This window comes from Nocardia sp. NPDC057668, from assembly GCF_042799795.1.
Lineage (GTDB): Bacteria > Actinomycetota > Actinomycetes > Mycobacteriales > Mycobacteriaceae > Nocardia.
Map to the genome: position 1 here is coordinate 93840 of NZ_JBHVIC010000005.1, position 22141 is coordinate 115980.

At 69.5% G+C, this 22141-nt stretch carries 22 protein-coding genes; 3 read left to right on the forward strand and 19 right to left on the reverse strand.

Annotated elements, in window-relative coordinates:
- Window positions 1–183: 183 nt before the first annotated feature.
- From ACFVBH_RS28040 to ACFVBH_RS28065, 6 genes are all read right to left on the reverse strand, one after another.
- On the reverse strand, window positions 184–1473 hold the full coding sequence (locus tag ACFVBH_RS28040; RefSeq protein WP_379006040.1) for a sensor histidine kinase: 1290 nt from the start codon (window positions 1471–1473) through the stop codon (window positions 184–186).
- Window positions 1474–1577: 104 nt separating this feature from the next.
- Complete coding sequence (locus tag ACFVBH_RS28045) at window positions 1578–2279, reverse strand: response regulator transcription factor (RefSeq protein ID WP_354991220.1); 702 nt, start codon at window positions 2277–2279, stop codon at window positions 1578–1580.
- 37 nt (window positions 2280–2316) lie between these two features.
- Window positions 2317–2745 (reverse strand): hypothetical protein, encoded by a 429-nt coding sequence (locus tag ACFVBH_RS28050; RefSeq protein WP_379006042.1) that lies wholly within the window; start codon window positions 2743–2745, stop codon window positions 2317–2319.
- A 119-nt stretch (window positions 2746–2864) separates the two neighbouring features.
- Window positions 2865–4184: a HAMP domain-containing sensor histidine kinase gene (locus ACFVBH_RS28055; RefSeq protein WP_354991208.1), complete on the reverse strand. Its 1320-nt coding sequence runs from the start codon at window positions 4182–4184 to the stop codon at window positions 2865–2867.
- Between the two features lie 107 nt (window positions 4185–4291).
- Window positions 4292–4969, reverse strand: a complete 678-nt coding sequence (locus ACFVBH_RS28060; RefSeq protein ID WP_297614539.1) for a response regulator transcription factor — start codon at window positions 4967–4969, stop codon at window positions 4292–4294.
- 10 nt (window positions 4970–4979) lie between these two features.
- Window positions 4980–5525: a PH domain-containing protein gene (locus ACFVBH_RS28065; protein WP_354991209.1), complete on the reverse strand. Its 546-nt coding sequence runs from the start codon at window positions 5523–5525 to the stop codon at window positions 4980–4982.
- 199 nt (window positions 5526–5724) lie between these two features.
- On the opposite strand from ACFVBH_RS28065, the gene ACFVBH_RS28070 reads away from it, so the two are divergent.
- Window positions 5725–6678, forward strand: coding sequence for an acyl-ACP desaturase (locus ACFVBH_RS28070; RefSeq protein ID WP_354991210.1), 954 nt, complete (start codon window positions 5725–5727; stop codon window positions 6676–6678).
- A 98-nt stretch (window positions 6679–6776) separates the two neighbouring features.
- Here ACFVBH_RS28070 and ACFVBH_RS28075 read toward each other — a convergent pair whose 3' ends face one another.
- The 6 genes from ACFVBH_RS28075 to ACFVBH_RS28100 all read right to left on the reverse strand — a co-directional run bounded on the left by ACFVBH_RS28075 (window position 6777) and on the right by ACFVBH_RS28100 (window position 12259).
- A complete protein-coding gene (locus ACFVBH_RS28075) occupies window positions 6777–7580 on the reverse strand; it encodes a biotin--[acetyl-CoA-carboxylase] ligase (protein ID WP_379006046.1) in 804 nt (267 codons plus the stop codon).
- A gap of 223 nt (window positions 7581–7803) precedes the next feature.
- Window positions 7804–8331 carry a hypothetical protein gene (locus ACFVBH_RS28080; RefSeq protein ID WP_379006048.1) on the reverse strand — a complete coding sequence of 176 codons (528 nt, stop codon included), beginning with the start codon at window positions 8329–8331 and terminating at the stop codon, window positions 7804–7806.
- A 160-nt stretch (window positions 8332–8491) separates the two neighbouring features.
- Window positions 8492–8857: a hypothetical protein gene (locus tag ACFVBH_RS28085; RefSeq protein ID WP_354991212.1), complete on the reverse strand. Its 366-nt coding sequence runs from the start codon at window positions 8855–8857 to the stop codon at window positions 8492–8494.
- Window positions 8857–9258, reverse strand: a complete 402-nt coding sequence (locus ACFVBH_RS28090) for a DUF1707 domain-containing protein (protein ID WP_354991213.1) — start codon at window positions 9256–9258, stop codon at window positions 8857–8859. The genes ACFVBH_RS28085 and ACFVBH_RS28090 overlap by 1 nt, the downstream gene beginning before the upstream one ends.
- Before the next feature lie 136 nt (window positions 9259–9394).
- Window positions 9395–11188, reverse strand: coding sequence for an acetyl/propionyl/methylcrotonyl-CoA carboxylase subunit alpha (locus ACFVBH_RS28095; protein WP_354991214.1), 1794 nt, complete (start codon window positions 11186–11188; stop codon window positions 9395–9397).
- A gap of 189 nt (window positions 11189–11377) precedes the next feature.
- Window positions 11378–12259, reverse strand: coding sequence for a sulfurtransferase (locus ACFVBH_RS28100; protein WP_354991215.1), 882 nt, complete (start codon window positions 12257–12259; stop codon window positions 11378–11380).
- A 264-nt stretch (window positions 12260–12523) separates the two neighbouring features.
- On the opposite strand from ACFVBH_RS28100, the gene ACFVBH_RS28105 reads away from it, so the two are divergent.
- On the forward strand, window positions 12524–13198 hold the full coding sequence (locus tag ACFVBH_RS28105) for a transcriptional regulator (RefSeq protein ID WP_354991216.1): 675 nt from the start codon (window positions 12524–12526) through the stop codon (window positions 13196–13198).
- Here the strand turns inward: ACFVBH_RS28105 and ACFVBH_RS28110 are convergent.
- The 6 genes from ACFVBH_RS28110 to ACFVBH_RS28135 all read right to left on the reverse strand — a co-directional run bounded on the left by ACFVBH_RS28110 (window position 13124) and on the right by ACFVBH_RS28135 (window position 19470).
- On the reverse strand, window positions 13124–13759 hold the full coding sequence (locus ACFVBH_RS28110) for a nucleoside triphosphate pyrophosphatase (protein WP_354991217.1): 636 nt from the start codon (window positions 13757–13759) through the stop codon (window positions 13124–13126). The two genes, ACFVBH_RS28105 and ACFVBH_RS28110, sit on opposite strands and share 75 nt — an antisense overlap.
- A 5-nt stretch (window positions 13760–13764) precedes the next feature.
- Window positions 13765–14076 (reverse strand): acyl-CoA carboxylase epsilon subunit, encoded by a 312-nt coding sequence (locus ACFVBH_RS28115; RefSeq protein WP_354991221.1) that lies wholly within the window; start codon window positions 14074–14076, stop codon window positions 13765–13767.
- A 230-nt stretch (window positions 14077–14306) separates the two neighbouring features.
- Window positions 14307–15947 (reverse strand): acyl-CoA carboxylase subunit beta, encoded by a 1641-nt coding sequence (locus tag ACFVBH_RS28120; protein WP_354991218.1) that lies wholly within the window; start codon window positions 15945–15947, stop codon window positions 14307–14309.
- Between the two features lie 160 nt (window positions 15948–16107).
- Window positions 16108–17331: a beta-propeller fold lactonase family protein gene (locus ACFVBH_RS28125; protein WP_379006054.1), complete on the reverse strand. Its 1224-nt coding sequence runs from the start codon at window positions 17329–17331 to the stop codon at window positions 16108–16110.
- A gap of 281 nt (window positions 17332–17612) precedes the next feature.
- Window positions 17613–18953 (reverse strand): L-lysine 6-transaminase, encoded by a 1341-nt coding sequence (gene lat / locus ACFVBH_RS28130; RefSeq protein WP_354990431.1) that lies wholly within the window; start codon window positions 18951–18953, stop codon window positions 17613–17615.
- A 64-nt stretch (window positions 18954–19017) separates the two neighbouring features.
- A complete protein-coding gene (locus tag ACFVBH_RS28135) occupies window positions 19018–19470 on the reverse strand; it encodes an Lrp/AsnC family transcriptional regulator (RefSeq protein ID WP_354990430.1) in 453 nt (150 codons plus the stop codon).
- A gap of 178 nt (window positions 19471–19648) precedes the next feature.
- Between ACFVBH_RS28135 and ACFVBH_RS28140 the strand changes: the two genes are divergently transcribed.
- Entirely contained in the window at window positions 19649–21178 is a 1530-nt protein-coding gene (locus tag ACFVBH_RS28140) for an aldehyde dehydrogenase family protein (RefSeq protein WP_379006057.1), read from the forward strand.
- A 77-nt stretch (window positions 21179–21255) separates the two neighbouring features.
- On the opposite strand, the gene ACFVBH_RS28145 is transcribed toward ACFVBH_RS28140, so the two are convergent.
- Window positions 21256–22098 carry an SDR family oxidoreductase gene (locus ACFVBH_RS28145; protein WP_379006059.1) on the reverse strand — a complete coding sequence of 281 codons (843 nt, stop codon included), beginning with the start codon at window positions 22096–22098 and terminating at the stop codon, window positions 21256–21258.
- Window positions 22099–22141 lie beyond the last annotated feature (43 nt).

A 22141-nucleotide genomic window follows, 5' to 3' on the forward strand; every position in this document is an offset into this window, starting at 1 on the left:
GAATCGAGGGGCGGGCTCGCCGCTCCAATCCGGAGACAGGCCCACCACACCAATCCGTGGGCGGGCTCGCCGCACCAATCCGGGGGCAGGTCCACCTTACGAATCCGGAGGCACGCCCGCTGCGGCAAAGGTTCGCGCGAGGCGGGCGTGCCTCGAATGCCGAATCGCCCCGGCCTTGCCGCCTCAGGGGCGATTCAGCGCCAGTGTGAGGGTCAGGCGGGCTCCGCCCAGGGGACTGTCCGTCAGCGCTGCCGTACCGCCGTGCAGGCGGGCCTGCTGGGCTATCAGGGCCAGGCCCAGCCCGCTGCCGGGGGCGGTGGTCCCGGCGCGCTGGAAGCGCTCGAAGACGCGAGTTCGGTCGGGCGCGGGCACGCCGGCGCCGTTGTCGTCGACGGTCAGGGTCACGGTCTCCCCCACCACGTGCGCCGCGACCTCGACCCGGGTGGCCGGGCCGTGGCGGACCGCGTTGGCGAGCGCGTTCTCCAGCACCGAGCGCAGGCCGGCCGCCAGGCCGTGCAGCCGAATCGACTCCACGCCATCGGCGTCGATCTCCACCCCGGGGTGTGCGCGCCGGGCGTCCTCCACCACCTGGTCCGCCAGCTGCCCCAGATCCACGTCCTCCCAATCGGATTCGGTGGTCAGATCGCCGACGGCCAAGCGCTCCAGGGCATACAGGGTCGATTCGATGGCGCGCTGGCCCGCCAGCACCTCGTCCAGGATCTGCGCGCGTTCGGCCGCGGGCAGCTCGACCGACCGCAACACCTGCAGATCCGTGCGCATCGCGGTCAGCGGCGTGCGCAGCTCGTGCGCGGCGGTCGCGGCGAAATCCCGTGCGGTGACCAGCGCTTCGCTGGTGTGCTGCCGTTCGTCGGCGATCCGGGCCAGCATGGTGTTCATGGCCTCGGTCAGCTCGGTGGTCTCACTCGCCACGGGGTGACGCGGGGCGTCCAGGCTCAGGCGGTCGCCGAGACCGGCCGTGGCGGCGGTCAATCGGCGCAGCGGGGTCACCGCGCGGGAAGCGAAATACCAGCCGAGCAGGGCGGCCAGGGCGGTCGCTGCCAGACCGATGCCGATGACGCGGGTGCGCTGTTTGGTGGCCGAATCGTCGGCCACCGCCTGTGGCACGGCCAGCATCACGGTGCGGCCGTCGACCGGGAAGGTACGGGCGAATTCGGTTCCGGGACCGAGCAACTCGGAGGGAACGGTATCCGAGAGCGGGACCGCGGGGACGCCCTGCGTACCGTCCGGCAGAGTCGGGAGCACGGTCCTGTCACCGTGACTCGGCACGGTCGGAACCGCCGGGGACGCGCCGTCCGGTCCGCTCCCCTCGTTCCGCGTCACCGCCAGCGCGTTCACGACCGTGCCCACCTGGGTGCGCGCGTCACTGCCCGCCACCGCGAGCAGGACCGTGCTCATGATCGCCACCACCACCGCGGCCGTCGCGGCGCTCGCCAGCGCGACACGGGTTCGCAACGAAAACTGATGTAGGGAAACGGCATTCCGGACGCGCGCGAAGACGGAGCGTCCACCGGAGGAGCCCCCCTCGCCGGTGCCCGGTGCGCCGCCCTCCCCCGCGCTCACGCGTCCGCCCGCAGCACGAACCCGACCCCGCGCACCGTGTGCACGAGCCTGGGCGCGCCCGCCGCCTCGATCTTGCGGCGCAGATAGGACACGAACACGTCGACCACCTTCGTCTGGGTCTCGAAGTCGTAGCCCCACACCCGATCCAGCAGCTGGGCGCGGGTGAAGACCTGGCCCGGGGCCGAGGCCAGCGCCGCCAGCAGATCGAACTCGCGCTTGGTCAGATCCAGCAGGACGTCGTTGGCGTACACCCGGCGCGCGCTCGGGTGCACCACCAGCGGACCCACCACGATGCGATCCGAACCGTGCGCGGGAGCGGGCGCGCGGCGCAGCATGGCGCGCAGGCGCGCCACCAGTTCACCCAGATCGAAGGGCTTGGTCAGATAGTCGTCCGCCCCGGCCTCGAGCGCGCCGATCCGATCGGTGACCTCCGACCGCGCGCTCAGCACGCAGATCGGAATGTCGTTGCCGAACGAGCGCAGCGCCGTCACCACCTGCACGCCGTCCAGCAGCGGCATGTTCAGATCGAGCACCATGGCCTGCGGGGCGCCGGCGGCTATGCGCTGCAGCGCGGCGGCCCCGTCCGTCGCGGTCTCGACCTCGAAACCGGACACACGCAGCCCCCGCGCCACCGACGCCAGCACCCGGGCGTCATCGTCCACGACCAATATCAGCGGACTCGTCACCGCATCGACGATACTGACGCGAACTCGCTACTCAGCGGAGCCGGACCGGTCAGCCCGCGCTCCCGGTGGACGGCGCGGGCAGCACCGGCCGCGCGGGAACCCAGTCGCCCGGCGCGCGATCGCCCGGGTACACGCGGGTGGTGGCGTGATCGCCGTCCGGACTCACCAGGATCGTGCCGTCCTCGCTCGGGAACGTCGGCAGCGCGGGCAGCGCGCCCGGGGGCAGCTGCGACAGATCGCCGCGGTGCACGGTGACATTGCCGTCGCGGTCCTTGGTGATCAGCACGTTCTCACCCGGTTCCGCGGGGAAACGCTCACCCGGACGGGCCACCTCGGCGGCCTCGGACGTCGCCTCGGTCACCGCGGCGGGATCGGGTTCGGCCGCGTTCGCCACGGCCGGGGCGAGCAGCGCCGCGACCAGCGCGACCCCCGCGACGCCGCCGGCAATCGCGCTACGGCGCACAGTGGACTTCCGCATGAACACTCCTTCAACTCGTCGACGATGGTTCGTCGTTGCACTGGACGAGTCCGAAGGTATGGAGCGATTTCTCAGCGATGGCATGCGAATGGTTAGAGAACGGATAGAACCGGGCCGCGTCAACGCGGTTCGGTCACCGGACCCGCGACCGCCTGACGGCCCAGACCCGCATTCGAACCGAGGAACACCGCGAACAGCGCGGGCCGGCGGCGCTGGAGTTCCATGCGGCCGCCGTCCGCTTCGATGAGCGCCCGGGCCAGCGCCAGCCCCACGCCGGTCGACCCGCCCGCGGAGAAACCCCGGTCGAAGATGTGCGGCGCGAGCTCGTCGCGAACCCCGTCGCCCTCGTCGGCCACCTCCACGCACACCAGCGGATCGCGATCGTCCCGACCGCCGGTCACCGTGCGCACCGACACCGTGCAGGTGCCGCCGCCGTGCATGAGCGCGTTGTCGATCAGCACCGTCACCGCCTCCTTGAGCCGCGAACTCGTGATCGGAGCCCGCAACGTCGGATCGCCCAGCAGCACGAGCTTGCGGCCCGCCTCGGCGAACGGATGCCGCCATTCCGCCACCACGCCACGCAATTCCGCCACCACCGGCACCGGATCGCGATCCGCCGCGCCCTCGTCGCGGGAGGCGCGCACCAGTTCGTCGATGGCGTCGGTGAGCCGATCCACCTGCGCCATGGCCTCTTCCGCCTCGTGCACCACGTCCGAATCCGGATGGGTCGAGAGTTCGTCGAGCCGCAGCCGCACCGCGGTCAACCGGCTCCGGAGCTGATGCGAGACGTCCGCGACCAGGGCGTGCTCGCGTTGCAGCCGGCCCGCGATCTCCACGGTCGCCGAGTCCAGAACGTCCGAAACGCGGTCGAGTTCGGTGATCCCGTGCCGGCGCGGATCCGCGCGGAAATCGCCCTTCGCCAGCCGCGCCGCGCGCGCCGCCACGTCCCGCAGCGGATCGGCCACCCGGCGCGCGGTCACCACCGCCACCGCGATGCCCGCGCCCAGGGAGATCACCACCAGCCCGAACACCGCGCCCAGCGCCTGCCGCTGCATCGAATGCATCGGCGCGGCAGGGGTTTCCAGCCGCAGCGACCCCGAGATGCCCATGGCCAGCGACTCCGCCAGCGGATCGGTCACCACCTCCGGACCGATGTCCAAGCGCGACGCGTTGTCCTGCGGCGTGGGATACACGATGGTGAGCCGGCCGCCCGGCGGAATCAGCGGGCGCACCGACCGCAGATCCAGCGCGCCGTGCACCAGCCCGTCGGCGCGCTCCTGCGCCACCACCTCCACCGCGATGCGATCGAGCCGGTTGCGCAACTCCTGCCGCGCGACGTCCTCGACCCACTTCCAGGCCGTGAAGGCCAGCGGCACACCGAGAACCAGCGTGGTCAGGGTGAGCGCGGCCACCATGGACAGCAGGATCCTGCGCCTCATCGTCGATATGCCTCGCTTCGTTCGCACAGCGGACGGGGTATGCCACAGCAGGGCGGCGAGTGACGCGAACACGGTGGGCAACACGGGCGATCGGTGAGCGTGGTCGGTCAGTCGGTATTGAATCGGAAGCCTACGCCGCGCACGGTCACGATCCGCCGCTCGGCCACCGGACCCTCGTCCCCGATCTTGCGACGCAGCCAGGACATGTGCATGTCCAGGGTCTTGGAGCCGCGCAGATCGGCGTCGCCCCACACCTCGCGCAGGATCGTCTCCCGCGAAACCACCTGCCCGGCGCGGTCGATGAGCACCTTCAGCAGTTCGTACTCCTTGTTGGCGAGATTGACCTCGAGCCCGTTCACCAGCACCCGGCGTGCGGCCGGCTCCAGCCGGATTCCGCCCACCTCGACGGTCTCGTCACCGATTCCACTGCGCCGCAACAGCGCTCGCACCCGGGCCAGCAACTCGGCGAGCCGGAAGGGCTTGCCGACGTAATCGTCGGCGCCCGCGTCCAGCCCGACCACGAAATCCACCTCGTCGGTGCGAGCGGTGAGCATGAGCACGGCCAGGTCGGCCCCGCGCGCACGGACCTGGCGGCACACCTCCAGACCGTCCATACCGGGTAGCCCGAGGTCGAGGATCAGCAGGTCATGGCCGCCTTCCAGCGCCCGTTCCAGCACGGCGGGACCGTAACTCTCGACGGTCACCGAATAGCCTTCACGCCCGAGCGCTCGCGACAGCGGCGCCGCAATGGCCTCGTCGTCTTCGGCCAGCAGTACAGCGGTCACGCACCCAAGACTACGGGTAAGCGCCCTGGGATCCGTGGTAGCCGCCGTGGCGCGGATCATTTTGCGCGATATCGAAGACTTGGTGATACAACAGCGCGTGCACCTGCTGTACGCGCGGAATGTCGTCGTACTCCAGGGGATCCTCCGACGCGGACCCGATCACCAGCGTGCCGGTGCCGAGCATCCGGTCGAAGAGCCCGTGCCGGAACTGCACATTGGAGATCCGATTGAGCGGAATGTCGATTCCGGTGTGCGTGAGTACGCCCTGCCGAATCAATACTCGGCGGTCGGTAATGATGAAATGCGTCGACTTCCAACGGATCAGCGGCCCGATGGCGCGCCACAGCACGATCACCAGCCACACCACCGGAATGCCGATCAGCAGCACCGACCGCAACGTGCCCTCGGTGTTGCGCGCGGACACACCGAGAGCGAATCCGGCCAATGCGGTGATCAGGATGAAAGTCGCAGCGGGCCAGAACAACATCTTCCAATGCGGGTGACGATGCAGCAGCAGTCGCTCCTCCGGCGCCAGCGCCTCCTCCGGATAACCCATATGAGCACCGTACCGCGCGGAGATGTCAGAATGCTTCACGCCGAACGCCGCACTGGAGCACAATCGTTCGGCATCCGCGTAGCATCGGCGACCACGTTCTGCCCTTGATCTGCCCGCTTTCTCCGAATCTTCGAATCGTCGAGCTGTCCCGCGCAACAAAACTCCGGCCTTTGACCGGCGCATGACACAGGAGGCGTGTGTGACCCGAGAGTTGACCCAGCTGGAAATCCTGCGAGAACTCGAACCGGTGGCGGAGCAGAATCTGAACCGCCACCTGTCGATGGCCAAGGACTGGTTCCCGCACGACTACGTGCCGTGGGACCAGGGCCGCAATTTCGCCGCCATGGGCGGCCAGGACTGGGACCCGAGCCAGTCCGCCCTCAGCGAGGTCGCCAAGATCGCCATGGTCACCAACCTGCTCACCGAGGACAACCTGCCCTCCTACCACCGCGAGATCGCCGAGAACTTCTCCCAGGACGGCGCCTGGGGCACCTGGGTCGGCCGCTGGACCGCCGAGGAGAACCGGCACGGCATCGTCATGCGCGACTACCTCATCGTCACCCGGGCGGTCGATCCGGTGGCCCTGGAGGAGGCGCGCATGATCCACATGACCGCCGGCGCACAGTCGCCCGACGACTGGGGCGGGTTCCTGGAGAACGTCGCCTACGTGACCTTCCAGGAGCTGGCGACCCGCATCTCGCACCGCAACACCGGCCGCGTGTGCGACGACGCCGTCGCCGACCGCATGCTGCAGCGCATCGCCGCCGACGAGAACCTGCACATGATCTTCTACCGCACGCTCTGCGGCGCGGGGCTGGACCTGGTGCCGGATCAGGCGCTCGAGGCGATCACCAAGGTGCTCACCAACTTCGTCATGCCCGGCGCGGGCATGCCGAACTTCCGGCGCAACGGCGTGCTCATGGCCAAGCACGGCATCTACGACCTGCGCCAGCACCTGGAAGAGGTCGTGCAGCCGGTGCTCAAGAACTGGAACATCTTCGACCGCAACGATTTCGGGCCGCGCGGGGAGAAAGCGCGCGAGATCCTGGCCGACTACGTCGAGAAGCTGCAGGCCGACACCCTCAAGTTCGAGGAGCAGCGCGATCGGCTGCTCGCCCGCGAGGCGGCACGCGGGGTATTGCAGACGGTCTGAACGGGTTCGGCACGAGGACCGAGCGGGGATCCAGGATCCCCGCTCACTTCACGACCGTTCGCGCGGACTACGAAACGGACGAACCACGCACCGCGACTTCAGTATTCGGCGCGCAGATGGGTGACGTCGCCCGCCGAGACGGCCTGATCGCCGATCAGCAGGCGGCCGTGCCCGTCCACGCCGGTAGCCACCCCGGTCAGCACCTCGTCACCCGGCAGCTCGGCGCGCACGGTCGCGCCGATGGTCGAGCAGCGTTCGCGATAGTCCGCGGACAGCTCGGCGATATCCCAGCCCGCGGCCTCCCACGCGACGAACCGGCGGGCGAACTCCCGCAGGATCGCCGCCGCCACCGCGGTGCGATCCACCGGCTCGGGCGCACCGGCCAGCGCCAGCGACGTCGCGTGCGGCACCGGCAGTTCCGTCTCGGTGAGGCTCGCGTTCAGGCCGATGCCGACCACCACCGCGGGATCGGGACCCACCGCGGCGATCTCGGCCAGAATGCCCGACAACTTGCGTCCCTCGACCAGAACGTCGTTGGGCCATTTGAGAACGGCCTTCACCGCGGTCGCCGAACGCACCGCGTCCACGACCGCGACACCGGTCAGCAGCGGCAGCCAGCCCAGCAGTTCCGGGGCGATCCCCCGCACCCGCACCAGCACCGACATGGCCAGCTGCGCGCGCGGCGGCCCCACCCACTGCCGATCGTGCCTACCCCGCCCGCGCTCCTGCGCCTCGGCCAGCAGCACCAGCCGATCCGCAGTCGAATCCGCCGCGCGCGCAACCAGATCCGCGTTGGTCGAACCGGTCGATTCCACCACGTCGATCTCGTGGAAGAAGCGCGTCGCCGGTGTCTCGAGCAGCTCGCGCCGCAGCCTGGTCACATCCAGGGGTGCCCTGTTCATCAGGGCAGGCTACCCCGTGCCCGCCCGCACGTTGCCGGCCGCCGCCGGGGTCCGCACCGGCGTGTTCGCGCGGCCGACCCGCCCACCGTCACCGGCGGATGCGCCATCGTCCCGGTCGCGGCCGCGCGATCCGGTGGCGGCCGGATGCTGTCGCGCTCCCTCGAATGCGGCGCGACGGGAGCCCGATACGGCAGAGCCCCGCCGCGCCCCGTCCGCCCGCATGTCAGCCGGCCGCCGCCCGCACGGGCGTGTTCGCGCGGATGGCGCACCCGCCGTCACCGGCGGGTGCGCCATCGTCCTTGTCGCGGCTGCCGGGTCGCGGACCGGTGGTCGCCGGACGCCGCACCGCACCGGCCGAACGCGGCCGGGCTCCACCCGAATGCGGTACGGCGCGACGCGAACCCGGTACGGCGGCGCCCCGCCGCACCGTGTTCGCCGGCACCTCGGCCGGCCGCTCCGCGCGAGTCGAGGGCTCGGCGCCCTGCACATCGCGTCGGCGCTCCGTACGACTCTCGGAATCGCCCACCGGCATATCGCCCGGCCACTCCGCGTCACCCGCGGGCTCGATCGCCCCCATGTCACTCGGCTGCTCCGGGCCCGGCGGCCGCGGACCGGCGGCCCGCGGGCTCAGGGTCGAGCCCTCGCTCCGGTAGTCCGGGTCGGTGACGGTCGGCTCGGGTGGCGTTGTCCGCCACGGCGTCCAGGCCGCCGCGGTCGCCCTGATCGATTGATGTTCGTCCCAGCTCCACATGTGCCCCACCCCTTTCTCCGTTGTTCGGAGGCATATCCAGGGTCCCCCGGACACGGGGGCGAGCACGAGCGAATATCGGCCCCGGAGAGCCGTTCACGCTGGTGAGGACGAGGAAATTGGGGCGTCGGATCGTCCGGACCGGACAGCGGGGCAGGCCGGGTCAGCGCGCGGGCGCATCCCACGCGACGTCGACCGGGTCGAGTCCGAGCGCGCCCGCGACGAAACGGCGCACCGATTCCAGGCCGTCCGCGAGCGCGTCCTCGTACCCGGTCCGCGCCCAGCCGCCGACCGCGGCGGTTCCGTCCGAACCCGGCGTCACACCGATCTCGGCCACCAGCTCCGCGGTCGTGGGCACGCACACCGCCCACGAGAAATGCGTCTCCGCATCCCATTCCGCGGCACGCCGGGCCACATACCCGGGATCGGTGATCCCGCCGTCGGCCAGCGCGGGCCGATCGTCGATCCGCTCGTCGGCGCGCATGGCCCGCAGATACCAGCCGCCCGCGTTGATCTCGATCGGTTCCATCAGCCCCTGTTCCTTCGTTCCCGATTGCGTCGCTTACGTTCTCGTTTGCTCTGCCCGAACAGCACGCCCGCCAGTGGAATCAGCAGCAGCACCCACCACTGATGCGTCACCAGGAACAGGATCAGCGCCAGAATCGGCAGCGCCGGTCCGATCCGCTCGGGCCAGTACGTCCCGAACCTCGGCTCCCGCTGCGCCGGAACGGCCTTCGCCGTCTCCACCGGCTCGGGCAGATCCGCGAACATAGGCACCAGATCCCCGCGCGTCACCGCCGCCGCGACCTGCCCACTGCGCTCGTCGAATTCGGCGACACTCAATCGCCCCGCCGCGAAATGATCGGACAGGCGACGCAGCGCGTCCTCCCGCTCCGCGGTACCGATACGAATCTCCGGCAGTTCGCCCATAACCCGACCTTAGCGCGACGCGAATGCCGCCACGTCCGCCGCGGAACGTACTCGGACATACGACGGGGGCCGCACACCCCAGGTGCGCGACCCCCGCCGGAAAGCCGTTGGCTGCCTAGCTCACAGCCGGCTCAGCTCACTTGATCTCGGCCAGCACGGTGCCCTGGGTGATGGCGGCGCCCGCCTCCACCGACAGACCGGTGATGACACCGGCCTTGTGCGCGGTCACCGGGTTCTCCATCTTCATGGCCTCGAGCACCACGACCAGATCGCCGACCTCGACGGTCTGGCCCTCTTCGACCGCGACCTTGACGACGGTGCCCTGCATGGGCGCGGTGACCGAGTCACCGGACGCGCCCGCGCCGCCCGCGCCACCGCGCTTGCGCGGCTTCGGCTTCTTGCGCACCACACCCGCGCCGTTGGCGGCCGGAGCGGAACCGACGGAGAACTGACCCGGCAGCGAGACCTCGAGACGACGGCCGCCGACCTCGACGACCACCTTCTGGCGGGGCGCCTCGTCCTCGTCCTCGATCGGCACACCACCGGTGTACGGCTCGATCGGGTTCTCCCAGTCGTTCTCGATCCACTTGGTGTAGACGTCGAACTTGGTGCCGTCGCCGATGAACGCGGGGTTCTCGACGATGTGGCGGTGGAAGGGCAGCACGGTGGCCAGGCCCTCGATCTTGTACTCGGCCAGCGCGCGCGCCGAACGCTGCAGCGCCTGCTCGCGGGTCTCGCCGGTGACGATCAGCTTGGCCAGCATGGAGTCGAACTGGCCGCCGATGACCGAGCCCTCGACCACGCCGGAGTCCACGCGCACACCCGGGCCCGCGGGCTCGGAGTACACGACGACCGGGCCGGGGGCGGGCATGAAGTTGCGGCCCGCGTCCTCACCGTTGATGCGGAACTCGAAGGAGTGGCCACGCGGGGTGGGATCTTCCTTCAGCTCGAGCTCGTGGCCCTCGGCGATGCGGAACTGCTGACGCACCAGGTCGATACCGGCGGTCTCCTCGGTGACCGGGTGCTCGACCTGCAGGCGGGTGTTCACCTCGAGGAAGGAGACGGTCTCGCCCTGCACCAGGTACTCCACGGTGCCGGCGCCGTAGTACTCGGCTTCCTTGCAGATGGACTTGGCCGAGGCGTGGATCTTGCCGCGCACCTCGTCCGAGAGGAACGGCGCGGGGGCCTCCTCGACGAGCTTCTGGAAGCGGCGCTGCAGCGAGCAGTCGCGGGTGCCGACGACGATGACGTTGCCGTGCTTGTCGGCCAGGACCTGGGCCTCGACGTGGCGGGCCTTGTCGAGGTACTGCTCCACGAAGCATTCGCCGCGACCGAAGGCGGCGATGGCCTCGCGGGTGGCGGACTCGAACAGCTCCGGAATCTCCTCGATGGTCTGCGCGACCTTCATGCCGCGACCGCCGCCACCGAAGGCGGCCTTGATCGCGACCGGGACACCGAACTCCTTGGCGAACGCGACGACCTCGTCGGCGCCCTTGACGGGGTCCTTGGTGCCCGCCGCCATCGGCGCCTTGGCGCGCTCGGCGATGTGGCGCGCGGTGACCTTGTCGCCCAGGTCGCGAATGGACTGCGGCGACGGGCCGATCCAGATCAGATTGGCGTCGATCACGGCCTGCGCGAAGTCGGCGTTCTCGGAGAGAAAGCCGTAACCCGGGTGGATCGCGTCGGCGCCGGCCTTGGCGGCGGCGTCCAGGATCTTGTCGAACACCAGGTACGACTCGGCGGAAGTCTGACCACCGAGCGCGAAGGCTTCATCAGCGAGCTTCACGAAGGGCGCGTCGGCGTCCGGTTCCGCGTAGACCGCGACACTGGCGATTCCGGCGTCCTTGGCGGCCCGGATCACGCGCACGGCGATCTCGCCTCGATTGGCTACGAGGACCTTTGTGATCTGCGCGTTGGCATGGCTGGGCACTGAGCCTCCTGTGCTGTGAAAACTTCGTCTTGGGCGAGTGTAGGCAGTGTGCCAACAACTGCCGAACCCGGCTAGGGCTACCCATGGGTAGGCCCTGAGAGTGACAGGTGCGACACTCTACAACCCTCTCGCGAGCGTCGCCCCTACATCGGAGCGGCTCGGTCGAGCGTTAGGCCGGGCCGGCGTGAGTCAGACAACCGTGCCCGGGTCTTCACCGGTGACGATTGGCGCGCCCACGGCGTTGGCCCATTCGGTCCAGGAGCCGTCGTAATTGCGGACGCCTTCAACACCGACGAGGTAGGTGAGGACGAACCAGGTTAGGGCGGACCAGCGGCCGATACGGGAGTACACCATGGGGGCGGTGCCCGCGGACACCTCACCGTAGATGACATCGAGCTCCGCGCGGGAGCGGAATCGAGAATCCGGTGCGATCGAGGCGCTCCACGGGATGCTCACCGCGGTCGGGATGTGGCCGACCCGCAGGGCCTGCTCCTCGGGACGGTCCAGGATGACGAGCTCGCCGGTGTACTCCTCGGCCACGCGGGCGTCGATGAGCGGGCCGCCGAGGTGGGCGATGACATCGGCACGGAAGGCGCGGGCGTGCTTGTCGTCCCGGTCCACCACCGGGTATTCGCCGTGGATCGGGTAGGGCACGTCGAAGGTGACGTCGCGGGATTCGGAGATCCAGGCGTCGCGCCCGCCGTCCAGCAGGCGCACGTCCTCGTGTCCGAAGAGGGCGAACACCCACAGGGCGGCGGCCGCGGTGCCGTTGGCCCGATCGCCGTAGAGAACGACGGTGTCGTCCCGGCCGATGCCCTTGGCGCGCATCAGCGCGGCGAAGGTTTCACCGTCGACCACATCGCGGGTGCGGCCGTCGATGAGCTCGGTTCGCCAATCGATCTTGATGGCGCCCGGGACATGCCCGATGTCGTATAGCAATATGTCTTCGTTGGACTCCACGATCTTGATCCCCGGCGCGCCGATGTTTGCCGACAGCCATTCTGTGGTTACTAGTCGGTGAGGATGTGCGTAGGAGCCGAACGATGGATGCGGATCCGAAGCAACGGGCACGATGTGTTCCTTCACGCGTGGTGGATTGGGTATCGACGGTTGGAATCTCGACAACGATCGTAGGCGTGTGGCGGTAACGAAACTCGTTTCAGATCACGAATCGGGTGATTGGGCGAATTAAGCGCAGCTTCATCCGATAAAGTCTCCCGGGAGGAGGGGTGAGCTATGTCCGATTCTTGGCCGCGACGACGACTGCTCGCGATCCTACGTGGCGCCAGCGAGCCTCTCGACGCGCAGGAACTCGCGCGAGTCACCGGCCAACATGTGACTACGGTTCGTTTCCATTTGGACGTCCTCACGCGTGAATCGCTGGTCCGTCAATTCCAGCAGCCCCCACGCGGCCGCGGCCGCCCGCGCATCGGCTATACCGCCGTGCAGCGATCGGTGGGTTATCAGGAATTGGCGCAGGTCCTGGCCGATCAGCTCGGCAGCGATCCGCGCAGGCGCTCGGACGCCGCCATTGCGGCCGGGCGCGCGTGGGGTTCGAAATTGGAATCGGTGGATCAGCCCATCGAAACTCTCGAGGACGCGCGCGATCTGACCATCACGGTCGCCTCCGAACTCGGATTCGCGCCCGAACGCGACCACGCCGACGAGACCGAGGAGCAGTCGCTCATCCGGCTCACCGCGTGCCCGCTGCGCGAATTGGCCCGCACCCATTCCGAAGTGGTGTGCGGAGTCCATCTGGGACTCATCCGGGAAGTGCTGGACCACAACGGCGCCCGCGACACCGTCACGGTACGGCTGCACCCGTTCGTCGAACCGGAGCTGTGCGTGACGCGGCTGGAGCTGATCAAGGCCCGGGCGGCCGAGGGCGTGCCCGGGGTGAACGGCGAGGCCGGGGAGGAACCGCGGATAGCGCCCTCAGCGAACCGGGTCGCTCCACAGCTCCGTAGCACCGACCCCCACCTGGGCAAGCAGTCGACGAACCAGCGGTAGACCGATACCGATCACGCTGGAGGGGTCACCCTCGATGCGCTCGACGAACCAGCCGCCGCGGCCGTCGAGGGTGAAGGCCCCGGCCACCTGCAGTGGCTCGCCGGTGGCGATGTAGGTCTCCAGCTCGGCGGGATCGGGTTCGGCGAAGTGCACCGTCGTGGTGCTGCAGTCGGCGGCCTCGCCGACGATCTCGCCGTCGCGCAGGCGCAGTACGCAGTGGCCGGTGAGCAGGTCGGCGCTGCGCCCGGCCATCACGGCCCAGCGTTTGCGCGCCACCTCGGGGGTGAGTGGTTTGCCCTGCAGCTCGCCGTCCACGAGCAGCATCGAATCACAGCCCACCACAACGGAATCGGGGAATTCGCCGCCGATCCCGGCGGCGATGTCGAGCGCCTTGGCCCGGGCCAGTTCGATGACCACCCGGTCGGGTGCGGTGCCGGGCGGCAGCGCCGCGGCCACCGCGTCCTCGTCCACGTTCGACACCCGCACCACCGGTTCGACGCCCGCGGTGCGCAGGACGCCGAGCCGGGCCGGGGATTGTGACGCCAGTACGAAGGTCGTCACCGAGTTCAGTCGCGCAGGTGCGACAGCGCCGGGAAGGCGTACGGGGAGAACGGCGAGGAGCCGCGATGCAGCAGGGTGGGACGCCCCCACGCGTCCAGGGGGCCGCTCGCGCCGGAGCCGGCGGGCACGCTCGCGGCGGCGGCGATGACCGCGACCAGGGCGGCCAGTTCGAGATCGGTGGGATTGCCCTTCAGAACCTGAACGATCGGACCCGTGCTCGACGGTTCGGCATCGGCCACAGCCGTTTCGACCGCTTCCGTCAATCCATCGACGGCTAGATCCAGTTCGGCGGCGCGCAGTATTTCTTCGTCAGCCATGGTCGTCACAGCGCCAGTCCTCCTGTCCAATTGCCACGCGGGTAACGCGGCGGGTTCACGGATGGTTGTTCGGATCCGCGAACGGTATTCGTTACGTCCCCCGAGGGGCGAGGGACGATTCCTACCATCTTTGCTCGGATGGGGCGATCTTGCGCGGTACGAGGGCCACGGCACGAGCCGTACCGGGGCCCTGTCCACAGTGTGCGCCGCATACCGCGGTTATCGCCGATTCAGAGCGGAATGTTGCCGTGCTTCTTCGGCGGCAGGGTCACCATCTTGCGCTCGAGCAGCCGCAGCGCCGACACGATCTGGCCGCGGGTGTGCGAGGGCGGGATGACCGCGTCGACGTAACCGCGCTCGGCGGCCACGTACGGGTTGACCAGGGTGTCCTCGTATTCGTTCTGGAGTTCCAGGCGCAGCGCGTCGACGTCGGCGCCCTCGGCGGCCGCGTCCTTGAGTTGCTTGCGGTAGACGAAGCCCACCGCGCCGGAGGCGCCCATGACAGCGATCTGGGCGGTCGGCCAGGCCAGGTTCACATCGGCGCCCATGTGCTTGGAACCCATGACGTCGTAGGCGCCACCGTAGGCCTTGCGGGTAATGATTGTGATCTTACCCACAGTGGCCTCGCCGTAGGCATAAAGGAGCTTGGCGCCGCGGCGGATGATGCCGTTGTATTCCTGCCCGGTGCCCGGCAGGAAGCCCGGAACGTCCACCAGGGTGATGATCGGGATGTTGAAGGCGTCGCAGGTGCGCACGAAGCGCGCGGCCTTCTCCGAGGCGTCGATGTCCAGGCAGCCCGCGAACTGCGAGGGCTGGTTGGCCACGAAGCCGACGCTGCGGCCGTCGATGCGGGCGAAGCCGACGATGATGTTCATCGCGCGCTCGGCCTGGACCTCGAGGAACTCGTCGTCGTCAACGAGGGAGCGAATGACCTCGTGCATGTCGTACGGCTGGTTCGGGGAGTCCGGGATGATCGTGTCGAGCGCGAGGTCGTCCTCGGTGAGGGATTCCTCGATGGCGCCGACGATCGGGTCGGTGGCGGCGTGGCGCGGGGCCTCGGCGCGGTTGTTGCTCGGCAGGTAGCCCAGCAGGTCCTTCACGTAGTCCAGGGCGTCCTGCTCGCCGGAGGCGACGTAGTGCGCCACACCGGACTTGACCATGTGGGTCTGGGCGCCGCCCAGCTCCTCCATGGTGACCTCTTCACCGGTGACGGTCTTGATCACGTCGGGTCCGGTGACGAACATCTGCGAGGTCTGGTCGACCATGACGACGAAGTCGGTCAGGGCCGGGGAGTACACGTGGCCGCCGGCGGCCGGGCCCATGATGAGCGAGATCTGCGGGATCACGCCGGAGGCCTGGATGTTGCGGTGGAAGATCTCGCCGTAGAGGCCCAGGGAGACGACGCCCTCCTGGATGCGCGCGCCCGCGCCCTCGTTGATGCCGACGAGCGGACGGCCGGTCTTGAGGGCCAGGTCCATGACCTTGACGATCTTCTCGCCGTAGACCTCGCCGAGCGAGCCGCCGAAGACGGTGACGTCCTGGGAGAAGATGCAGACGTCGCGGCCGTCGATGGTGCCGTAACCGGTCACCACGCCGTCGCCGAGCGGACGCTGGTTCTCCAGGCCGAAATTGACGCTGCGGTGGCGGGCCAGCGCGTCGAGCTCGACGAAGGAGCCCTCGTCGAGCAGGGCGAGGATGCGCTCGCGCGCGGTCATCTTGCCCTTGGCGTGGACCTTGTCGACGGCGGCTTCACCCATCGGATGCTGGGCTTCATCGAGCCTGTTCCGCAGATCAGCCAGCTTCCCGGCGGTCGTGTGGATATCTGGGGCGCCCGCCGACCCCGGCGAAGGCTGCTGCTGGACACTCGTCATGCCGGGGAGTGTAACCAGTACCAGTGCCGTCTGTTAATCCCGTAGGTGCTACTCGTGAGTACGGTTATTGACTGCACGCCAGTAGAAACCCGCAGGTGGGAAGCCATTTCCCCGGCCTTCGCGGGCCTCGCACCGAAAAAATATCGATACCCGGGAGTCGTCAGCGCATCACCCCCGTGTGACCCGTCGAGTACCGGCCGGGCTGCGGCCAGACCGTGAGTCCGTGCGCACCGCGCCCGACGGGTATGCGCGCCAACAGCTTCCACTCGACCACGTCGATCGCGTAGACCTCGCCGTGGTGCCGCCCCGACACCCAGAAGACGCGCCCGTCTGCGGAGAGATTGCCCATATCCGGACTGCCGCCGCCGGGCAGCTGCCACGTGCGCACCAGCCCGCCCGCCGCGAAATCCCACACCGAGATCGAGCCCGCGTGCCGGTTGGTGATGAGCATCGCCCGGGAGTCGCGGGTGACGTAGAGCCCGTGCGCACCGTGCCCGGTCGGCACGAAGGCGGTGTTCTCGAAGGTCGCGGCGTCGAAGACGTAGACGCCGTTGGCGATCATGTCCGCGACGTAGAAGGTGCGCCCGTCCGGGGAGAGTTTGACGTCCTGCGGCTTGCCCGAGCGGCCCTGCGGCAGGTCGATCATGCGGACCAGGCGCATCCCGGCGATGTCCACCACCGCCATGCGCCCGCTGAACTCACAGCTCACCAGGGCGGTGCGGCCGTCGGCGGTGAAGTCCATGTGGTTCACCCCGCCGCAGTCGGGGACGGCGATGGCGTGCGAGAGCTGCCAGGTGTGCGGATCGTAGAAGTCCAGGGACCGGTCGGCCTCGGCCACCACGAGCGCGTAGCGGCCGTCCGGGGTGAAGTACATGTTGTACGGATCGCGGACCGGGATCGGCGTGCCGGGTTCGCCGGTGCGCGGGTCGATGGGCAGCAGGCTGCCGCCGCCGATCGGGAGATCGTTGTTGGCGTAGAGCGTCTGCAGGTCGTAGGAGGGCACGACGTGCTGCGGTTCGATGCCGCCGGACGGGTAGGAGTCCACGACCCGGAAGGTGGCGGGGTCGATGACGGTGATGGTGTGCGACTCGCTGTTGGGCACGTAGACGCGCGGCAGGTGGCCCAGCACGGTCGGATCGAGTTCGCGGGTGGCGGCGTACACGTCGGTCCCCGAGAGCGGCGCGGGCATGCCCGGCAGGAGGTGCTGGGCGGACGCGGTGGTGGTGGGCGCGGCGGCGCTCGTGCTCGCGGGTGCGGTGACTGTCGGGGCGGAAGTTGTTCCGGCGGTGCCGGTTCCGGTCCCTTCGATGCCGCCGTCACCGGAGCAACCGGCCAGCGCGAGCAACGCGGCGGCCAGCAGCGGGCGTACACGATGCGCGATCACGTGGCGCACGGTGTCACACCGACATGACGGCGGACTGACATGCCCGGTAATTCTAGGAGGGCACAAGGGATTTCGCCGGGTGTTGCCCGGAGTACCGGGTGGTACGCGGCATTACGGTGTACGGCCCCGCGCGGGGCGAACCCTGCGCGGGGAGCCGTCCGCGCCGGGCGTCCCGCGGCGCACGGCAATTCTCCGGCTCGTGCGGTACAAGGGCGAGCCACTCGGACCCGAGCCGATCGTGCGAGCGCGATCGGCTCGGGTCCGTCGCAATCGGCTGGGGCTCAGTCCAGTACGCGTTCGAGCGCGTCCACGGCCTCGTCCAGTTCCTCGACGGTGACCGTGAGCGGCGGGCGGAAGCGGATGCCCCGCTCCCCCGACCCCAGGATCAGCACCCGCTCCTGTTCCCGCATGCGCTCGACGACGGTGTCGCGCAGCCGTCCCGATTCGAGGGTGATGGCGCACATGAGCCCGCGGCCGCGCGGTTCGGAGACCTCCGGATGCGCCGCGGCCAGGGCGGTGAGCCGGTCCAGCAGCTGCGGTCCCAGGAGGGCGGCGCGCTCCACCAGTCCTTCGCGGTCGATAACCTCGAAGACCCGCCGGGCCCGGACCATGTCGGCGAGGTTGCCGCCCCAGGTGGAGTTGAGCCGGGAGCTGACGCGGAACACGTTGTCCGGCACCTCGTCCACGCGGCCGCCGGCCATGATGCCGCAGACCTGCGTCTTCTTGCCGAAGGCCACCACGTCGGGCTCGACGCCCAATTGCTGGTAGGCCCACATGGTTCCGGTCAGTCCGACGCCGGTCTGGACCTCGTCCATGATGAACAGGGCGTCGTTGGCGTGACACAGTTCCTGGACCGCGCGCAGGAACTCGCCCCGCAGGTGCCGGTCGCCGCCTTCGCCCTGGATGGGCTCGGCGATGAAACACGCTATGTCGTGCGGGTTTTCGGCGAAGGCGCGGGCGATCTGGTCGAGGGCGCGCTGCTCGGCGGCCTCGATGTCGGGGTGGTCGGTTCCGACGTAGGGGGTGTCGATCCGCGGCCAGTCGAACTTCGGGAAGCGCGCGGTCTTGACCGGGTCGGTGTTGGTGAGCGAGAGCGTGTATCCGGTGCGGCCGTGGAAGGCGCCGGTCAGATGCAGCACCTTGGTGCCGAGTTCCGGTGCGCGCCCGTGCATCTCGTTGTGCCGGGACTTCCAGTCGAAGGCCGCCTTGAGCGCGTTCTCCACAGCGAGGCCGCCGCCGTCTATGAAGAACAGGTGCGGGAGCCGGGGGTCGCCGAGGACGCGGGCGAAGGTGTCCACGAACCGTGCCATCTCCACGGTGTAGACGTCGGAGTTGCTGGGCTTGTTCAAGGCAGCGGCCGTGAGGTTGGCCAGGAACCGGCGGTCCCCGACCAGAGCCGGATGGTTCATGCCCAGCGCCGAGGAGGCGAAGAAGCCGAACATATCCAGGTATGCCGTGCCGTCGCGGGCGTCGACCAGTCGGCGGCCGCGCGATTTGCGCAGATCCAGGACCAGATCGAAGCCGTCCGCGAGGATGCTCGCGGACAGGATTTCATGCACCCGGGCGGGGGTGACCAGTGGCGTTTCGGCTACCGCCCCGAGCCGATCGAGTTCGAGGGTCACAGACCTAGCGTAAATGAATTTTTACGGTCTTGCCCGCAACTTCCGAAGTAATTACGGAAGAGACCTACTTGTCATAGAATGTCTGCAGAATGATGGTGCTTCGTGTCCGGACATTGGCCGTCGCGCGGATCTCCTGCAGCAGCTGCTCCAGATGCCGGGGCGAAGCCACTCGCACCAGTAGCATGTAGCTCTCGTCACCGGCCACCGAATGGCACGCCTCGATGCCCGGGATGTGCTGGAGCAGTGCGGGTGCGTCATCGGGTTGCGACGGGTCGAGAGGAGTGATCGCGACGAATGCCGAGAGCAGCTGACCGAGCGCTTCGGGATCCACGTTGGCGGTGTAGCCGCGGATCACCCCGCGCGCTTCGAGCCGCCGGACCCGGGACTGCACGGCAGACACCGACAGGTTGGCTTTCTCGGCCAGATTCGACAGGGTGGCGCGCCCATCGGCGATCAGTTCACGAATCAGCAAACGATCGATGTCGTCGAGTACGGGTTTCGCCGGTGTATCCGCCATCAGCGAAGGCTAACGCAGCGAACCGAACTCGTGGCCGGAACCCGGTACGCGAAGCCCTCGTTCCGGCCGATCTCACCGTCTCCGCGACTCTTCCGCACACCCGCGCCCCGCGCCGGCGGCCGTCGCCGCCGTCGCGGACGCCCGCACCTTCCGCCCGCGACCAAGTACGGAGCTGCCCATGACTTCCGCGCTCACCGCCGACACCACCGCCGATCTACGCCTGCGCACCGCCGCGCTGCTGCACGCCCTCGGCGCGAAATCGCCTGAATCGGGCGCACTCTCGGTGCGCACGCCGATCACCGGCGGCGAACTCGCCACGCTGCGCCCGAGCACCCCGCCGGAGGTGGACGCGGCCGTCGAGCGCGCCGCGACCGCCTTCCACGCCTGGCGCACAGTGCCCGCGCCGCAGCGCGCGGCGGTGGTGCGCCGCCTCGCGCAGTTGCTCACCGAGCACCAGGCCGAACTCGGCGAACTGGTCACCCTGGAGGCCGGCAAGATCGGCGCCGAGGCGCGCGGCGAGGTCCAGGAGATGATCGACATCTGCGAGTTCGCCATCGGGCTCTCGCGCCAGTTGTACGGGCTCACCATGCCTTCCGAGCGCCCGGGACATCGGCTGATGGAGACCTGGCATCCGCTCGGCGTGGTCGGGGTCATCTCGGCGTTCAATTTCCCGGTCGCGGTGTGGGCGTGGAACACCGCGCTGGCGCTGGTGTGCGGGGACACCGTCGTGTGGAAGCCGTCCGAGGCGACGCCGTTGACCGCGCTGGCGTGTCACACGCTGCTCCAGCGGGCGGCGGCGGACGTCGGCGCGGATCCGCAAGTGCACCAGTTGATTCAGGGCGGCGGCGAGATCGGCGAGCGCCTCGTGGACGATCCCCGGGTGGCGCTGGTGAGCGCCACCGGGTCGGTGCGCATGGGGCAGTTGGTCGCACCCCGGGTGGCCGCTCGTTTCGGGCGCGCGCTGCTGGAGCTGGGCGGCAACAACGGCGCGGTGGTGACGCCGTCGGCCGATCTGGATCTGGCCGCGCGGGGCATCGTGTTCGCCGCGGCGGGTACGGCCGGGCAGCGCTGCACGACGCTGCGGCGGCTGATCGTGCACGCCGATGTCGCCGGGCCGCTGCTGGACCGGGTGGCGGCGGCCTATCGCCAACTGCGCGTGGGCAATCCGCTGGAGGAGGGCGTATTGGTCGGCCCGCTGATCAACGAGCGGTCCTACGCTGGGATGCGCGACGCGCTGGAGCGGGCGCAGGCCGACGGCGGCGAATTGCTCTGCGGTGGTGAACGAGTGGCGGGCCCGCACCCGGACGCGTACTACGTGCGCCCCGCCCTGGTCCGGATGCCCGCGCAGACGGCGGTGGTGCGCGAGGAGACTTTCGCGCCGATCCTGTACGCGCTCACCTACCGCGACTTCGACGCCGCCATCGAGCTGCACAACGCGGTGCCACAGGGACTTTCGTCCGCGATCTTCACCCGGAACCAGCGCGAGGCCGAACGGTTCCTGGGCCCCGACGGCTCGGACTGCGGTATCGCGAACGTGAACATCGGCACCTCGGGCGCCGAGATCGGCGGCGCGTTCGGAGGTGAGAAGCAGACCGGCGGCGGCCGCGAGTCTGGCACGGACTCCTGGAAGTCGTACATGCGCCGGGCGACCAACACGGTCAACTATTCGACCGAACTGCCGCTGGCCCAGGGCATTCGGTTCGAGTAGCGCGCGAGTGCCCGGGCGGGGAGACCGCCCCGGGTGGCCCGAACCCCCCATGCGGTCCGGGCCACCGACAGGCGGTTTCAGTCCTCGCTGATGGCGCGGATCTGGGCCTCGTAGCGGGCGCGGGTCGTCTCGTCCGAGGGGTGCAGGGCGCGGTCGCCGTTGAAGAGGCGGCGGACCAGGCGCACGGCGGCCTCGGGGGCGGCGGCCAGGGCCACCTCGACGGGCGCGAGGTAGTTGGGCACGGCGACTTCGGCCCGGCGGCTGCGCACGGTGCCGACAATGGCGGCGGCGACGTCCTCGGGGTCGACGGTGGGCAGGCCCGCGCCCAGGGTCAGGCCCGAGGACAGGCGGGTGCGCACGGCGGAAGGCATGACGCAGCTGACGCTGACGCCCTGCGGTTCGAATTCCAGGCGCGTCGCCGCGGACAGTCCGACGGCGGCGAACTTGCTGGCGTTGTAGACCGCCAGCCCCGGGATCGGGACCTTGCCGGCGAGGGAGGCGACGTTCACCACGTGGCCGCGGCCGCGCTCGATCATGCCGGGGACCACCGCGCGCATACCGTGGATGAGGCCCCACACGTTGATGTCGATGCTGCTGCGGCCCACCGCGTCCGATTCCTCGAGGAACGCGCCGGCGGGCATGACGCCCGCGTTGTTGATCAGGATGTCGACGGGGCCGAAGTCGGCGACGACCTTGTCCCACTGGCCGCGATCGCGTACGTCGAGTTCGTAGGCGCGGCCGTCCAGTGCGGCCGCGGCGGCCTCACCGGCCGCGAGATCCACGTCGGCGATGGCGATGCGCGCGCCCTTGGCGGCGAAGAGTTCCGCGGTGGCCTGGCCGATGCCCCGGCCACCGCCGGTGATGAGCACGCGCGCGCCGTTGATATCGATTGCCGGATAGTTCTTTCCGAGAACGCTCATTGCTGACTCCTGTGTCGTGCGGGTGTGGCGTGCCGGGCACCGC

Bases quoted from the DNA above. Each gene is read 5' to 3' on its own strand.
- ACFVBH_RS28050 (WP_379006042.1), bottom strand. From the start codon at position 2,745: ATGCGGAAGTCCACTGTGCGCCGTAGCGCGATTGCCGGCGGCGTCGCG.
- ACFVBH_RS28055 (WP_354991208.1), bottom strand. From the start codon at position 4,184: ATGAGGCGCAGGATCCTGCTGTCCATGGTGGCCGCGCTCACCCTGACC.
- ACFVBH_RS28065 (WP_354991209.1), bottom strand. From the start codon at position 5,525: ATGGGTTATCCGGAGGAGGCGCTGGCGCCGGAGGAGCGACTGCTGCTG.
- ACFVBH_RS28075 (WP_379006046.1), bottom strand. From the start codon at position 7,580: ATGAACAGGGCACCCCTGGATGTGACCAGGCTGCGGCGCGAGCTGCTC.
- ACFVBH_RS28080 (WP_379006048.1), bottom strand. From the start codon at position 8,331: ATGTGGAGCTGGGACGAACATCAATCGATCAGGGCGACCGCGGCGGCC.
- ACFVBH_RS28085 (WP_354991212.1), bottom strand. From the start codon at position 8,857: ATGGAACCGATCGAGATCAACGCGGGCGGCTGGTATCTGCGGGCCATG.
- ACFVBH_RS28090 (WP_354991213.1), bottom strand. From the start codon at position 9,258: ATGGGCGAACTGCCGGAGATTCGTATCGGTACCGCGGAGCGGGAGGAC.
- ACFVBH_RS28115 (WP_354991221.1), bottom strand. From the start codon at position 14,076: ATGGCTGACGAAGAAATACTGCGCGCCGCCGAACTGGATCTAGCCGTC.
- ACFVBH_RS28120 (WP_354991218.1), bottom strand. From the start codon at position 15,947: ATGACGAGTGTCCAGCAGCAGCCTTCGCCGGGGTCGGCGGGCGCCCCA.
- ACFVBH_RS28135 (WP_354990430.1), bottom strand. From the start codon at position 19,470: ATGGCGGATACACCGGCGAAACCCGTACTCGACGACATCGATCGTTTG.
- ACFVBH_RS28140 (WP_379006057.1), top strand. From the start codon at position 19,649: ATGACTTCCGCGCTCACCGCCGACACCACCGCCGATCTACGCCTGCGC.
- ACFVBH_RS28145 (WP_379006059.1), bottom strand. From the start codon at position 22,098: ATGAGCGTTCTCGGAAAGAACTATCCGGCAATCGATATCAACGGCGCG.